The sequence below is a fragment of the Ruminococcus sp. AF37-20 genome (assembly GCF_003460465.1).
GTDB lineage: Bacteria > Bacillota > Clostridia > Oscillospirales > Ruminococcaceae > Hominimerdicola > Hominimerdicola aceti.
Map to the genome: position 1 here is coordinate 1 of NZ_QTVE01000009.1, position 15582 is coordinate 15582.

13 protein-coding genes are annotated in these 15582 nt (G+C 45.5%); all 13 read left to right on the forward strand.

Annotated elements, in window-relative coordinates; all coding sequences use genetic code 11:
• The first annotated feature begins 281 nt into the window (after nt 1–281).
• The gene (gene uvrB, locus DW015_RS07245) at nt 282–2252 is read left to right on the forward strand and encodes an excinuclease ABC subunit UvrB (RefSeq protein WP_022286687.1); all 1971 of its coding nucleotides are present in this window, start codon (nt 282–284) and stop codon (nt 2250–2252) included.
• Between the two features lie 72 nt (nt 2253–2324).
• A complete protein-coding gene (uvrA, locus tag DW015_RS07250; protein ID WP_117905165.1) occupies nt 2325–5147 on the forward strand; it encodes an excinuclease ABC subunit UvrA in 2823 nt (940 codons plus the stop codon).
• 440 nt (nt 5148–5587) lie between these two features.
• A complete protein-coding gene (locus DW015_RS07255) occupies nt 5588–6148 on the forward strand; it encodes a peptidase M50 (RefSeq protein WP_147338146.1) in 561 nt (186 codons plus the stop codon).
• 167 nt (nt 6149–6315) lie between these two features.
• Complete coding sequence (locus tag DW015_RS07260) at nt 6316–8169, forward strand: TIGR03960 family B12-binding radical SAM protein (protein WP_117905167.1); 1854 nt, start codon at nt 6316–6318, stop codon at nt 8167–8169.
• On the forward strand, nt 8156–8857 hold the full coding sequence (locus tag DW015_RS07265) for a TIGR03936 family radical SAM-associated protein (RefSeq protein WP_117905168.1): 702 nt from the start codon (nt 8156–8158) through the stop codon (nt 8855–8857). Before DW015_RS07260 ends, DW015_RS07265 begins: the two co-directional genes overlap by 14 nt.
• A gap of 191 nt (nt 8858–9048) precedes the next feature.
• On the forward strand, nt 9049–9393 hold the full coding sequence (gene rplS / locus DW015_RS07270) for a 50S ribosomal protein L19 (protein ID WP_117905169.1): 345 nt from the start codon (nt 9049–9051) through the stop codon (nt 9391–9393).
• Nucleotides 9394–9639: 246 nt separating this feature from the next.
• Entirely contained in the window at nt 9640–10482 is an 843-nt protein-coding gene (locus DW015_RS13425; RefSeq protein WP_181979871.1) for a DUF6291 domain-containing protein, read from the forward strand.
• 412 nt (nt 10483–10894) lie between these two features.
• Nucleotides 10895–11530 (forward strand): signal peptidase I, encoded by a 636-nt coding sequence (lepB, locus tag DW015_RS07285; protein ID WP_117905172.1) that lies wholly within the window; start codon nt 10895–10897, stop codon nt 11528–11530.
• Entirely contained in the window at nt 11527–12096 is a 570-nt protein-coding gene (lepB, locus tag DW015_RS07290) for a signal peptidase I (protein ID WP_117897463.1), read from the forward strand. The genes lepB (DW015_RS07285) and lepB (DW015_RS07290) overlap by 4 nt, the downstream gene beginning before the upstream one ends.
• A 20-nt stretch (nt 12097–12116) precedes the next feature.
• Entirely contained in the window at nt 12117–13013 is an 897-nt protein-coding gene (gene ylqF / locus DW015_RS07295; protein ID WP_022286696.1) for a ribosome biogenesis GTPase YlqF, read from the forward strand.
• A gap of 1 nt (nt 13014) precedes the next feature.
• Entirely contained in the window at nt 13015–13629 is a 615-nt protein-coding gene (locus DW015_RS07300; RefSeq protein ID WP_117905173.1) for a ribonuclease HII, read from the forward strand.
• A complete protein-coding gene (locus DW015_RS07305) occupies nt 13607–13999 on the forward strand; it encodes a YraN family protein (protein ID WP_117905174.1) in 393 nt (130 codons plus the stop codon). Before DW015_RS07300 ends, DW015_RS07305 begins: the two co-directional genes overlap by 23 nt.
• A gap of 64 nt (nt 14000–14063) precedes the next feature.
• The gene (gene thrC, locus DW015_RS07310) at nt 14064–15554 is read left to right on the forward strand and encodes a threonine synthase (RefSeq protein ID WP_181979872.1); all 1491 of its coding nucleotides are present in this window, start codon (nt 14064–14066) and stop codon (nt 15552–15554) included.
• Nucleotides 15555–15582: the final 28 nt, after the last annotated feature.

Sequence of the window (15582 nt, forward strand, 5' to 3'; positions counted from 1 at the left end):
GAACACCGTTCGCCCGTGCTCAGGATTTGCTGTAAATTCAGAATTGTGGGGGAGAATTTTTTGCTGCCGAACCTTGTTGTTACCGTGGGTTTGTTTCTTCGACGGGCGAACGGTGTTCGCCCCTACACATACATCGAGCTGATACCGCAGGTTGAGTAACAATACCAGTCCGAAAAATCGTACATATACGCAAATTCAAAAAATATTGATAAAAAAGCCTTTACAATTAAAAATAAATGTAATATAATAAGTAAAACAACTGTTCGATTGAGGAGGCATTTATGGATAAGTTTCAGCTTGTTTCAGATTATAAGCTTTCAGGTGATCAGCCCGAAGCAGTGGACGCTTTAGTAAAGGGTATCGAAAGCGGCATGAGAGAGCAGACCCTTATGGGCGTTACAGGTTCCGGCAAGACCTTTACTATGGCAAACGTTATTGCTAGGATAAACCGTCCAACGCTCGTGCTTGCCCATAATAAGATACTTGCCGCTCAGCTTTGCTCTGAGTTCAAGGAGTTTTTTCCGAACAATGCCGTGGAATATTTCGTGTCCTACTATGACTATTATCAGCCTGAAGCCTATGTGCCTAGCAAGGACGTTTATATCGAAAAGGACAGCTCCGTTAATGACGAGATAGATAAGCTCAGACATTCCGCTACCTCCGCTATCGCCGAACGCCGTGACGTTATCATCGTCGCCAGCGTTTCTTGTATCTACTCCCTTGGTGACCCTGAGGAGTATAAGTCCATGGTCGTGTCTATACGCCGTGGTATGGAGAAATCCCGTGACAGGCTTATCGCTGACCTTGTGGGTATCCAGTATGAGCGAAACGATATAAATTTCGTGAGAAACAAGTTTCGTGTCAGGGGAGATGTGGTGGAGATATTCCCTGCAAATTCTACAGACACTGCCATAAGAGTGGAGTTCTTCGGAGATGAGATAGACCGTATTACTGAAATAAACGTGGTGACCGGTGAGGTGCTTTGCTCCCTTGCCCATGCCGCTATTTTCCCTGCGTCACATTATATCGTCAGCCGTGATAAAATGCACGACGCTATCGAAGAGATCAAGCAGGAGCTTGACGAGCGTATCAAGTATTTCAAAGACAACGATATGCTTATCGAAGCTCAGCGTATCGCACAGCGCACCAACTATGATATTGAAATGTTGGAGGAGATAGGCTTTTGCAGCGGTATCGAGAACTATTCCCGTGTGCTTGCAAGACGTCCCGCAGGCTCTACGCCGTTCACTCTCCTTGACTTTTTGCCTGAGGATTTTGTGCTTTTCGTGGACGAATCACACGTTTCTCTGCCGCAGGTAAGAGGTATGTATGCAGGCGACAGGGCAAGAAAGCAGACTTTGGTTGACTATGGCTTCCGCCTGCCCTCAGCAATGGATAACAGACCGCTGACCTTTGATGAGTTTTATTCTCATATTAATCAGGCGGTGTTCGTGTCAGCTACCCCGGGACCTATCGAGCAGGAAAAGTCACAGCAGATAGTGGAGCAGGTCATAAGACCAACAGGTCTGCTTGACCCTGAGATAATCGTCAAGCCGACTGAGGGTCAGATAGAGGATCTGCTCAGCGAGATAAATATGCGCACAGCTAAAAATCAGCGTGTGCTTGTTACTACTCTTACTAAGAAAATGGCTGAGGACCTCACAAACTATCTCAAAAGCTTTGACGTAAAGGTGAGATATATGCACCACGATATAGACACTATCGAGCGTATGGAGATAATCCGTGACCTGCGTCTGGGCGAGTTCGATGTGCTTGTTGGCATCAACCTGCTGAGAGAGGGTCTTGACCTGCCTGAGGTAACTCTCGTGGCAATACTTGACGCTGATAAGGAGGGCTTCCTGCGTTCTGAAAGCGCACTTATACAGACCATAGGCAGAGCCGCACGAAACGCCGAGGGCAAGGTAATAATGTATGCCGACACGGTGACACGTTCAATGGAAAAGGCTATCACCGAAACGGAGCGACGTCGTGCAATACAAATGAAGTTCAACGAAGAACACGGCATAGTTCCGAAAACTATAGTCAAGGATATAAGAGATGTAATAGAAATATCCACCAAGGAAGAGGTGGAATACGAAGCAAGGCAGAAAACAAAGCTTTCAAAGCAGGAAACTGCAAAGCTCATAGAAAAGCTCACCAAGGAAATGAAAGAGGCGGCAAAGCTGCTTGAATTTGAGCACGCCGCATTTTTGCGTGATAAAATTGCGGAGTTAAAGGGTGAGAAGAAGTAGCTGAATGAGGAATGAGGAATTAGGAATGAGGAATTTGCGAATAAAAAAGAAAAAGGAGAGTAAAGAATACCAATGCCAATTAACGAGATAGTTATAAAAGGTGCAAGAGAGCATAATCTCAAAAATGTTGATGTTACCATACCGAGAGATAAGCTTGTTGTTATGACAGGTCTTTCGGGTTCGGGAAAATCTTCTCTTGCATTCGATACCATATACGCTGACGGACAAAGACGTTATGTTGAGTCGCTGTCATCTTATGCGAGAATGTTTTTGGGTCAAATGGATAAGCCTGATGTTGACAGCATCGAGGGGCTTTCCCCTGCTATATCCATAGACCAGAAAACTACTTCCAAAAACCCACGTTCAACTGTTGGAACAGTTACCGAGATATACGACTATCTCAGACTTCTCTATGCCCGTATAGGCGTTCCGCATTGCCCTGTCTGCGGAAGAGAGATACGTCAGCAGACTGTTGACCAGATAGTGGATAAGATAATGGAGCTTGAAGAAGGCACTAAGATTCAGCTTTTAGCTCCTATCGTCAGAGGACGTAAGGGCGAGCATACAAAAGAGCTTGAACGTGCCAGAAAGTCGGGCTATGTGAGAGTGCGTATAGACGGCATAACCTATGACCTTTCGGAAGAAATAAAGATAGAGAAAAACAAGAAGCACACTATCGAGATAGTCGTTGACCGACTTGTTATCAAAGAGGGCATAAAGTCCCGTCTTACCGACAGTATCGAAACTGTTTCTTCGCTTACAGGGGGACTTGTGGGCGTTGACGTTATCGGCGGAGAGGAAATGCTTTTCTCTCAGAATTATGCCTGCCCTGAGCATGGCGTATCTATCGACGAGCTGACACCAAGAATGTTCTCTTTCAACAATCCGTTCGGTGCTTGCGAAAAGTGTACAGGTCTTGGTGTGTTCAAGAAGATAGACCCTGAGCTTATTATCCCTAATAAAGACCTTTCCATAAGACAGGGCGCGATAAAAGCCAGTGGCTGGAACAGCCTTGAAGAAGGCTCTATCGCAATGATGTATTTCAATGCGATCTCTGAAACCTACGGCATATCCCTTGACGAGCCTGTTAAAAACCTCGACAAAGACGCTATAGACGTTTTTCTGTACGGCACGCAGGGTCAGAAGCTTCATCTGAAGCGTGGCAACAAGTTCTATAAGGCTGACTATCAGGCTGAGTTTGAGGGCGTTATACCGAACCTTGAAAGACGTTACAAGGAGTCCAACAGCGATTGGGCAAAGGCTGATATAGAAGCTTATATGAGCGATGAAAAGTGTCCTGCCTGCCATGGCGAAAGGCTTAAAAAAGAAAGCCTGAGCGTTACAGTTGGCGGAATAAATATCGCAGAGCTTTGTCACAAGTCGGTTGCAAAGGCACTGGAGTTTTTTGAAAACCTTGAGATAAGCGACCGTGACAAGCTTATCGGCGAGCAGATAATAAAAGAGATAAGGTCACGCCTTGGCTTTCTCAAAAGCGTTGGACTTGAATATCTCACCCTGTCACGTTCCGCAGGCACTCTCTCAGGCGGTGAGAGCCAGCGTATAAGGCTTGCAACGCAGATAGGCTCGTCACTTGTGGGCGTGCTGTATATACTTGACGAGCCGTCTATCGGTCTGCACCAGCGTGACAATGACAAGCTTATCGCCACACTGAAAAGACTTCGTGACCTTGGCAATACCCTCATAGTGGTAGAGCATGACGAGGACACCATGCGTGCGGCAGATTTCGTGGTTGACGTTGGACCGGGAGCAGGCATTCACGGGGGCGAGATAGTGTGTGCAGGAACTGTTGACGATATAATGAAGTGCAAGCGTTCTATCACAGGACAGTATCTCAGCGGTGAGAAGAAGATACCTGTTCCCGAAACACGCAGAAAGGGAAACGGCAAGTATCTGAAAGTTATCGGTGCGACACAGAACAATCTGAAAAACATAGATGTTGAGATACCTCTCGGCACTTTCACTTGCGTAACAGGTGTGTCAGGCTCAGGCAAATCATCACTTGTGAACGAGATAATCTATAAGGAGCTTGCGGGCAGGCTCAATCGTGCTAAGATACGCTCTGGAGCATTCAAGGAAATGCAGGGGATAGAGCATCTCGATAAGGTGATAGATATCGACCAGTCGCCAATAGGCAGAACGCCAAGGTCTAATCCTGCCACCTATACGGGAGTGTTCACGGATATCAGAGAGCTTTTCGCTCAGACCGCTGACGCAAAAATGAAGGGCTACGGCGCAGGACGTTTCTCATTCAACGTCAAAGGCGGAAGATGTGAAGCCTGCGAGGGCGACGGTATAATTAAAATAGAAATGCACTTTTTGCCTGACGTGTATGTGCCGTGCGAAGTCTGCGGTGGTATGAGATATAACCGTGAAACGCTGGAAGTCAGATACAAGGGCAAGAACATCTATGACGTGCTTGAAATGACAGTGGAAGAGGGCGTTGAGTTTTTCAGCGCTATCCCTAAAATAAGCCGTAAGCTTGAAACACTGTATGAAGTTGGTCTTGGCTATGTGAAGATAGGGCAGGCGGCTACAACCCTTTCAGGCGGTGAAGCACAAAGAGTTAAGCTTGCAACAGAGCTTTCAAAAAGAGCCACAGGCAGAACTATATATATCCTAGACGAGCCGACTACAGGACTTCACACGGCGGACGTGCATAAGCTTATAGAGGTCTTGCAGAAGCTTGCTGACGGCGGAAATACGGTGCTTGTTATCGAGCATAATCTTGATGTAATAAAGACCGCAGACCATATCATAGACTTAGGCCCTGAGGGCGGTGACGGCGGCGGAACTATCGTCTGCACGGGAACTCCTGAGGAAATTGCGGCTTGCGACAGGTCTTATACGGGACAGTATTTGAGGAAGATGCTGTAGGCAAGTTTAAGTGAGGAGTGAGGAGTGAGGAGTGAGGAATTGGCATAGCTGACCCTTGTGGCTCTTCAGTACGAGGTAAATGTATGCACTTTGTTTGTTCTGCTATATGGTGCAGAGGGGTGCGGAAATGAAACTACCAAACTAAATAATAATCAAAGCGGTGTCGAGAAATAAAACTCGCACCGCTTTTTCTATAACTCAAACAAAGCACCAGCAAAGAGCGTAGCGATTTTGCGGCAGTAGAACCTTTCCCGAATAATCTGTAGGGGCGAACAGCGTTCGCCCGTTCTCAGAACTTGTACAAATTCAGAACTGTAGGGGAGTTTTTTACGTTTGCCAAACAGCGTAATAATCAGGGTTTATTTCTTCGACGGGCGAACAGTGTTCGCCCCTACACATTATTTTAGCAAATACCGAATATAAATATTTCGGTGATGAACTTGTTTAAGCTAAAAATCAAAAATACGACTTATGGAATTTCATTCAGCTTTTTCTTTGTTATAGCCCTCGTGACGATATGCTCTGCGACCCAAACGGAAAAATTGCTCATGACCCTTGTGAGCTGCGCACTCCACGAACTGGGTCACCTCGTACTCATGACCGCTTTCGGAAGCTCGCCGCAAGAAATTGTTGTCTATGGCGGCGGTATCCGCATTACTCCTGATAATAAACAGCTGTCTAAATACCACGAGCTTGCTGTGCTTTTCGGTGGTGCAGCAGTAAATTTTGCTCTCTGCCTGCTGTCATATATGGCGAATGGTGGTGGCTTTTTCTGTCAGGTAAACTTTCTGCTTGGTGTGTTAAACCTACTGCCATTTCGCTATTTTGACGGCGGCAGGATACTCGCCCTGCTGGCGGACGGCAAGGTCTGCGAGTTTTTCAGAGCGGTGTTTATTCTCCTCTCAGCGGCGGCAATGGTTTATATGATTCTCCACGGCACTGTGAGCGTTTCTTTCGCCGCAACTTTCTGTTTTATCGTCCTCTCTGAAGTCATATATTAACACTTTGCTTATTGCTTTTGTAATAAATATTTGGTATAATAATATGAAATGCTTATGTATCTGTAGGGGAGAACAGTGTTCGCCCGTTTCACCTCACTTTGTGTATTGCTCTCGCTTTACTGGGTGCGGTGAGATAGTACAGACATTCAATATCGGAGGATAAAACTTTGGAAGAATTAAAAAAGAAAATAGAAAAGCTGCTGCTTAAAGTGCAACGTCCGTCAAGGTATATCGGCGGCGAGGTGGGCAGCGTTGTAAAGGATAAGGATAAGGTGGACGTGCGGTTCGCTTTCTGTTTTCCTGATACCTATGAGGTGGGTATGTCGCATCTTGGCATGAAGATACTGTATGGTCTGAAAAATGCCCGTGAAAATTGGTGGTGCGAGCGTGTTTTTATGCCTGAGGAGGACTATAACAAGCTCATGCGTGAGAATGATATCCCCCTTTACGCACTGGAGAGCCTTGACCCTATAAAGGATTTCGACTTCATCGGCTTTACGCTCATGTATGAGCTTTCTTATAATAATGTGCTTGAAATGCTCGACCTTGCAGGCGTGCCGGTGCTTGCAAAGGACAGAACTGAGCTTACACCACTTGTTATCGCAGGCGGTCCGTGTGCCTGCAATCCTGAGCCTATGGCTGACTTTTTCGACCTGTTCATTCTTGGCGAGGGTGAGGAAGTCAACGTGGAGCTTCTTGAACTTTACGAGAGAATGAAGCCTTTGAAGCCTACTAAGCAGGAGTTTCTAAGAGAAGCCGCAAAGCTGGAGGGCGTTTATGTTCCGTCTTTCTATGATGTGGATTACAATGAGGACGGTACTGTGAAGTCTATCACGCCAAACGTTCCTGAGGCACCTGCCAGGGTCAAAAAGCGTGTTATCAAGGATTTTGATAAGGTATATTACCCAGAGGGCTTTGTTGTGCCGTTCACTCAGATAGTCCATGACAGAGCGGTGGTTGAGGTACTGAGAGGGTGCATAAGAGGCTGTCGATTCTGTCAGGCAGGCTTTATTTACCGACCTTTCAGAGAGAAAAGCATCGACACCATAAAGAACGAAACAAAGTCTCTTTGTGAGCAGACAGGCTATGAGGAAGTGTCTTTGTCGTCTTTGTCTACGAGCGACTATACTGAGATAAACAAGCTTTTGGAAAATCTTGTGGAATACACCGACGGAGAGCAGATAAACCTTTCACTGCCTTCGCTGCGAATAGACAATTTCAGCGAAGAACTTTTGGAGAAAATAAAGTCCGTAAGAAAAAGCGGTCTGACCTTTGCTCCGGAAGCCGGCACACAACGACTTCGTGACGTAATAAACAAGAACATCACCGAGGACGAGATAATGCGTACCTGCCGCACTGCCTTTGAGGGCGGATACAGCACTGTAAAGCTTTATTTCATGCTTGGTCTGCCTGAGGAAACCCTCGAGGACGTTGAGGGTATCGCAAAGCTTGCACAGAAAGTCCTTGACCTTTATTACGAAACACCAAAAGAAAAGCGTGGAAAGAGCGTGCAAATATCAGTTTCTACTGCAACATTTGTACCAAAGCCTTTTACTCCGTTCGAGTTCGAGCCGCAGGCAACTCCCGAGGAGATAAAAGAGAAACAGGAACACCTTTTCAAGAGCCTTACAAGCCGTAAGATACGCCTTAGCACTCACCAATCTTATACATCTATATTGGAAGCGGTTCTTGCAAGGGGCGACAGACGTCTTGGCAAGGCAATATACACCGCATGGAAAAAGGGTTGCTATCTTGACGGCTGGGACGAGCATTTCAAGGCTGACAAGTGGCAGGAAGCATTTGAGGAGTGCGGGCTTGATACAAGCTTCTATGCTCACCGCAGACGTTCTTATGACGAGATAGCGCCGTGGTCGCACCTTGATTATCTTGTGAGCCACGAGTTTTTCGTTCGTGAGAACAAGAAAGCACATCAGGCAGTGACTACACGAAACTGCAAAGAGGGCTGTTCAGGCTGTGGCATAAAATGCGAATACGGAGGTGTTTACTGTGGCAAACGCTGAGCCGAAGAATGTAAATCTCCGCTTGGAGAGATTTGAATACAGAGCGGTATTTTCAAAAACAGGCAGAGCGAAATACATTTCTCATCTTGACCTTATGAGAGCCTTTCAGCGAGTGTTCAAAAGGGCGCACCTGCCCATATGGCATACTCAGGGCTTCAACCCCCATGTGTATATAATGTTCCCGCTTGCATTGCCCCTTGGCACTGACAGCAGGGTAGAGATAATGGACTTTGCTCTCACTGAGGATATTCCATACAGCGAGGTTTTGGAGCGAATGAACGCACAAACGCCTGTCGGTCTGGAGATAGTGAGCGTTTCAAAGCCTGAGCATAAGCATACCGATATTACTGCGGCGGAGTATGTGGCAAGGCTGAAAACAGACAAGAGCGTACATGAAGTGGCGGAGCTTTTCGGCAAGTTCATAGCACTTGACAAGATAGAGATAGAAAAGCGAACCAAGAAAAAGACCGTCAATTTAGTGGATATAAAGCCGCATATCACAGTGCTTGACAGCAAAGAGCTTGACGATAGCTTTGAGGTGACTTTAAAGCTGCCTTGCGGAAGTTCTTTCAATCTTAATGTGAACGTAGTCATAGACACGTTCTGTGAGCGTTATGGTATAGAAATATCGGAAATTTATACAGAACGTACAAAAATACTCATGGCAAACGGCGAAAATTTTATATAAATATCCTTGCAAAAGGTTTTGAGATGTGGTATAATATTAAAGCATTTGAATTACCGTCGGTTCTTCCGACGAGAGTTAATGCCACGCCTTTGAACGAAAGGCACGACATTAAAGCGGGCAGTCCTCTGGCTTTGCAGCGATAGCTGCCATAAAGCGAATGAATGTCTGAAAATATTAAGGAGGAATTTAAAGTGGACGCTTTAAAGCAGATTTCTAATTCAAGCCTTAAATCCGAGGCACCTGTTATCAATGTTGGTGATACAGTAAAGGTACACGTAAGAATTACAGAGGGTGACAAGTCCAGAATCCAGGTATTCGAGGGCACAGTTATCGCTAAGAAGCACGGTGGAATCCACGAGACATTCACAGTCCGCAGAGTAGCTCACGGCTGTGGAATCGAGAGAGTTTTCCCTGTTCATTCACCTGCAGTTGAAAAGGTAGAGGTTGTACGCAGCGGTAAGGTTCGCCGTGCTAAGCTCTATTATCTCCGTGACAGAGTTGGTAAGGCAGCTAAGGTCAAGGAAGCTATCAGATAATTCTTTCTATAAAAACGAGTCGGCTTTGGTCGGCTCTTTTTTTATCCCTTGCCGCTTTGGCTATGGAGAATTCCTATTGTCAAATTGCACAAAATATCAGCACTTGATTTGTGCAAACAAATGATTTATATTTTAATTTGGCAACATTTCTGCAATTGTTGCATTTTTTATGCAACAAAAAAGGTCTTTTTCGGGATAAGTAGAGGGGGATAATTGCCCCCGATCCACAGAGAAAGGACGATAAAAATGGCAAAGAATTTTCACACAGACAACAAAGCGTTCATGCTTTACAAAGACTGGGAGGACATTTTTCAGGCGCTTGACAGCAGCGAAGAGATAGGCGAGCTTGTCATGGCGCTGTTTGCCTATGCAAAGAGGGGAGAATCACCAAAGCTGTCAGGGGGAGCAAAGATAGCGTTTCTTATGATGAGGGCAGCTATCGAGCGTGACGGCATTGCATGGGAAGAGATGTGCGCTCAAAGGAGCGAGTGCGGTAAAAAGGGCGGCAGACCTAAAAAGTCTGATGAGTCAGGGAATACTGATGAAAAAGCTGAGCAGACAGCTGCATCAGCAGATAATGCAGAAGAAAAACCTCAGGGTATAAATGATACCGCAGAAAAACCAAAAGCTTTTTCACAAACCAAAAGGTTTTCAGAAAAAGCAAAAAAAGCTGATAAAGATATAGATAAAGATAAAGACAAAGATACAGATATAGATATAGACAAAGATACAGATATAGATATAGATAAAGCTATAGATAAAGACAGAGAGAAAGACGCAGTGGCAGAGAAGTCTGTCGTCATGTCTTTCGGCACACATAAAAATGTAATGCTCACATCAGAGCAGTATAACGAGCTTGAAAGCAGGTGTCGGTCTGTCGGTCTGTCTTTAGAGAGCTATATATCTAAATTATCTCAATGGCTGTTTTCCAAGGGAAAGCACTGTACAGACCCATACCGCATAATCTCAGGCTGGCTTGACGATGATTCAAAGAGAAAGGCTGCGGCAAAGCCCAAGAACAAACAAGGCTGCGATCTGTCGTGGTATGATGACTTTGCCATGAATGTTGATCTGTCAAAGTTCCTGTAGGGGGGCTGCTGTACTTGCCATATCTGCACGATGTATGTGTAGGGGCGAACGCTGTTCGCCTGTCGAAGTAGCAAACCCTGATTATTACATTGTTCGGTAGATGTAATAACTATCCCACCGCATCTACAATTCAGAATTATGGCAAATTCTGAGCACGGGCGAACACTGTTCGCCCCTACAGATTATTCGGGAGAGTTTGTCATGCCGCAAAATCGCTGCGCTCGGTGCTTGTGCACAACTCTGTTCAGCTATGCTCATTCCTCATTCCTCATTCCTCACTTAAACCCTCCGCTCCCCCTATCTCAAAGAAATTTTCCTCACCCCCTTGTAATTTGTTTTGAAATTTGCTATAATAAATCTATATGAGTGTTTGACGGCTTTTGTCGTCTTTGGATAAAGGATCGAGGCTTTTATGGACGATAATAAAAAATTCGGCGACGTTTCTCAGGAGGATATTGACAAGGCTAAAAAAGCCGCTCCTGACGACCTAAAGGAAAAACAGCCCGTGAATGTTATGGACGAGGTCTTTGAATGGGCTGAGTCTTTCGTGTTCGCTATGTTTGTGGTGATACTGACATTTACTTTCTTCTTCAGGATAGTTCTTGTTCAAGGCCCTTCTATGCGTGAAACTTTGCAGGATCAGGACAGACTTATAATCACTCACATAAATTATACACCCCAAAAGGGCGATATAGTTGTTATCAACAGCGAAAAGCTCGGCAAAACTATCATCAAGCGTGTTATCGGCACAGGCGGAGATAAGGTTGTCGTTGATTATAATAACAACACCGTTACAGTAAACGGTAAGGTCATTTCAAATGACAATATCAGGGAAGCTATGTATAACACTAACCTCTTTGACGAGAAATATGAAGTGGAAGAAAATGTTTTTGAGTATGACGTGCCTGAGGACAAGCTGTTCGTCATGGGTGATAACAGAAATAATTCCACAGACAGCAGACGGATAGGCTTTATCGACCCCTCCGACGTGCTTGGCAAGGCGGTTTTAAGGCTTTATCCATTTGACAGCTTTGGTAAGGTAAGTTGAAAAAGCAGGGCAAAAGAGCTGTCGATAATCTGTTCGACTTTCTTGAGATAATAGTCATGGCAATGTTCGTGGTCGTGCTTGTTTTTACTTTTGTGTTCAGAACAGTCAACGTACAAGGACAGTCAATGCAGGACACTCTTTTTGAAAATGATTCTCTTGTTATATCAAAACTGCTTTATACGCCAAAGCAGGGGGATATAGTTGTGGTCAACTCGTCTGTTCTTGACAATAGGATAATCAAGCGTATCATTGCCGTAGAAGGGCAAAAGGTCGAGATAGACAACAAGTCGGCTGTAGTCAAGGTCAACGGAGCAGTGCTTGATGAGAGCTATATTAAGTGCGACGGCAGCTTTGATGACGAGTATTTTGATGAAAGATACTATAATAAAGAAAGTGAAGTTTATGAATATGAAGTGCCTGAGGGATGTTGCTTTGTAATGGGCGACAACCGAAATCATTCCACAGACAGCCGTGTAATAGGATATGTGCCTTATGACGAGATAGTCGGCAGAGTTCTGTTTCGATTTGCGGCAGGCAATGACGAGGGCATTGGTAAGGTAGATTGAGTTAGAGTAAGGAGGAAGATATGAGCGAAGTATCTCACGTTCAGTGGTTTCCTGGACATATGGCAAAAACACGCCGCATTATGGCGTCAAACCTGAAGCTTGTGGACGCAGTTGTGGAAATAACTGACGCTCGTATCCCGTTTTCAAGCAGAAACCCTGAAATGAAGCGTATCGTAGGCTCAAAGCCAAGGCTCGTGCTTCTCAACAAGGCTGATTCAGCCGACCCTGAGGTAACGGCAATGTGGCTGGACTATTATGCAAAACAGGGAATAACTGCTCTTGCTACAGATTGTCGGAGCGGCAAGAACGTAAGCAAGTTTTATGGAAAGCTCAAAGAGCTTTTAAAGGACGATATTGAGAAATGGAATGCCAAGGGTATGTCTGGCAGACCTATAAGAATAATGATAGTCGGTATACCGAACGTTGGCAAGTCGTCATTTATAAACAGACTTGCAGGGTCAAGGCTTGCAAAAGTCGAGGACAGACCAGGCGTTACAAGAGGCAAACAGTGGGTGAAGCTTGACGAGGGCTTTGAACTTTTGGATATGCCTGGCGTGCTGTGGCCAAAGTTTGAGGATAAGCTTGTTGGCGAAAGGCTCGCATTTACAGGTGCGGTCAAGGACGATATTATGGATATGGAATATCTTGCCTGCCGTCTGCTGGAGTTTTTGAAAGAGAACTATCCTGAGCTTATCGAGAAACGCTACGGCATAAGAACAGACGATATAGAGCCTGCTGACGAGGAAACTATCGGCTGTGTGGTAGGCTTTGAGCTTCTTGAAAGAATAGGCAGAAAGCGTGGCTTTTTAGTTTCTGGCGGAGAGATAAATACCGAAAGGGCAGCCATTACAGTTATGGACGAGTTCAGAAACGGTACTCTCGGCAGACTTACTCTTGAAAAGCCAAAGGGGTATTGATATGACGCTCAGTGAGTTTGACAACGAGATAAGAAAAGATCATAACGTGGTGTGCGGCTGCGACGAAGCTGGCAGAGGTCCTCTTGCAGGAGATGTTTTTGCTGCGGCTGTGATATTTGATAAGGACACAGTCATAGAGGGGATAAACGACAGCAAAAAGCTGACAGCGAAAAAGCGTGAAGAGCTTTTTGATGAGATAATGGAAAAAGCAGTTGACTTTTCTATACAGACCGCAACAGTGGAAGAGATAGAGGATATAAATATACTTAACGCCGCAATGCTCGCAATGAAAAGAGCGGTGGAGGATATGGATACAAAGCCTGACGTTTGCCTTATAGACGGCAATAAGACCCCTGAGGGGCTTGAATGTCCTGCCATAGCGGTGGTAAAGGGCGACGCTAAAAGTCAGGCAGTGGCGGCGGCTTCAATTCTTGCAAAGGTCGCAAGGGACAGATATATGGAGCAAATGGCTGAGCTTTATCCCGAGTATCGGTTTGAGAAGCATAAGGGCTATGGCACAAAGCTCCACTATGAGATGATAGACCGGTATGGCCCTTGCGGGATACATAGAATGAGTTTTCTCAAAAAGTATTATGCAAAGAAAAACGGGCATTGACCATACCCAGCGGCGAAAGGCGGGCAATATCGGGGAGGACGCAGTTTGCGGCTTTCTTGTAAGACACGGGTATGGGATAATTAAGAGGAATTTTACCGTCAGAGGCGGTGAAATAGATATAATCGCAGAGAAAGCGGATACCATAGCTTTTGTTGAGGTGAAAACAAGAACCATAGGCTCTATGACCTCAGCGGAGGAAGCTGTCGACCTTAGAAAACAGCGGCTCATCATCAGAACTGCGCAGGCTTATTTGCAAAATGCTGCACAGCCTTTGCAATGCAGATTTGACGTTGCGGTAGTTGAAACTGAGGGTGGCAAGGTGAAAAAGCTGAGATATTATGTGAACGCTTTCGACGCAAGCATGAAGTAAAGACCGTATGGTCTGTAAATAGCCGACACCTGTCGGACATCTAAAACAAGAAGGGTTGTTGTTTATGTTTTACAAAAGTACAAGAAACAGCGAAGTAAAGGTTTCGTCTGCACAGGCGATAGCACAGGGCATTTCTGAGGACGGCGGTCTTTTCGTACCGTCTGAGATACCTGCCATAACACTTGATGAAATCAAGGCTCTTGGCGAAAAAAGCTACGCTGAGAGAGCATTTTTCGTCTTCTCAAAGTACCTCACAGATTTCACAGAGGCTGAGATACGCTACTGTGTAGAGGGTGCTTACAACACAAAGAATTTCGACACAGACAATATTGCAGAGCTTGCTCACCTTTTTGACGGCACTTATATGCTTGAACTGTGGCATGGTCCAACTTGTGCATTTAAGGATATGGCTCTCCAGATACTTCCATACCTGCTCACAACTTCTATCAAGAAGCTTGGCGTTGACAAGAAGGTGGTTATCCTCGTTGCTACATCAGGCGACACAGGTAAGGCTGCTCTCGAGGGCTTCAAGGACGTTGAGGGTACAGAGATACTCGTTTTCTATCCAGAGGACGGCGTTTCAGCTATGCAGAAAAAGCAGATGACAACTCAGGAGGGCGGCAACGTCGGCGTTTGCGCTATCAAGGGCAACTTTGACGACGCTCAGACAGGTGTTAAGACTATCTTCACAAGCAAGGAAACTGCCGACAAGCTTGCTGAGAACGGCATGATGTTCTCTTCTGCAAACTCTATCAACTGGGGCAGACTTGCACCACAGATAATCTACTATGTATCTACATACGCTCAGCTTGTTGCTGATGGCGAGATCGAGCTTGGCGACAAGATAAATATAGTTGTTCCAACAGGCAACTTCGGTAATATCCTCGCAGGCTATTATGCAAAGCATATGGGCGTTCCTGTTAATAAGCTTATCTGCGCTTCAAACGCAAATAACGTCCTCACAGACTTTATAAAGACAGGTATTTATGACAGAAATCGTCCGTTCCATACAACTATCTCACCTTCTATGGATATCCTTATCTCTTCAAACCTTGAAAGACTTCTCTATCACCTTAGTGGTTGTGATGACGCTCAGATAAGAGAGTGGTTCGGCAGCCTTTCTAAGACAGGCAGATATGAGGTAACAGACGAAGTGAAGAAGGCTATCGCTGACGAGTTCTATGCGGGCTGCTGCGACGATGAGCAGACAAAGGCTTGCATCAAGGAGATCTATGACGAGTATTCATACACCTGCGACACTCACACAGCCGTTGCAGTAAAGGTATACAAGGACTATGCAGCTGCTACAGGCGACAAGACAAAGACTGTTATCGCTTCAACAGCAAGCCCATATAAGTTCTCAGGTTCTGTTCTCGCAGCTATCGGTAAGGATACAAACGCTGACGAGTTCGGTCTTGTTGACGAGCTTGCCGAGGTTTCAAAGATACCTGTTCCTGCTTCACTTGCAGCGCTTAAGGATAAGGAAGTAAGATTCACAAAGGTGATCGACAAGGCTGATATGAAGGACTACATCTACTCGGCTCTGGGTATCTAAGGCAGCAGCCTTTATGTACCCGTCCGAC

Excerpts from the sequence above, each read along its gene's own strand:
- uvrB (WP_022286687.1), top strand. The coding sequence starts at position 282 with ATGGATAAGTTTCAGCTTGTTTCAGATTATAAGCTTTCAGGTGATCAG.
- uvrA (WP_117905165.1), top strand. The coding sequence starts at position 2,325 with ATGCCAATTAACGAGATAGTTATAAAAGGTGCAAGAGAGCATAATCTC.
- DW015_RS13425 (WP_181979871.1), top strand. The coding sequence starts at position 9,640 with ATGGCAAAGAATTTTCACACAGACAACAAAGCGTTCATGCTTTACAAA.
- lepB (WP_117905172.1), top strand. The coding sequence starts at position 10,895 with ATGGACGATAATAAAAAATTCGGCGACGTTTCTCAGGAGGATATTGAC.
- ylqF (WP_022286696.1), top strand. The coding sequence starts at position 12,117 with ATGAGCGAAGTATCTCACGTTCAGTGGTTTCCTGGACATATGGCAAAA.
- DW015_RS07300 (WP_117905173.1), top strand. The coding sequence starts at position 13,015 with ATGACGCTCAGTGAGTTTGACAACGAGATAAGAAAAGATCATAACGTG.
- DW015_RS07305 (WP_117905174.1), top strand. The coding sequence starts at position 13,607 with ATGCAAAGAAAAACGGGCATTGACCATACCCAGCGGCGAAAGGCGGGC.
- thrC (WP_181979872.1), top strand. The coding sequence starts at position 14,064 with ATGTTTTACAAAAGTACAAGAAACAGCGAAGTAAAGGTTTCGTCTGCA.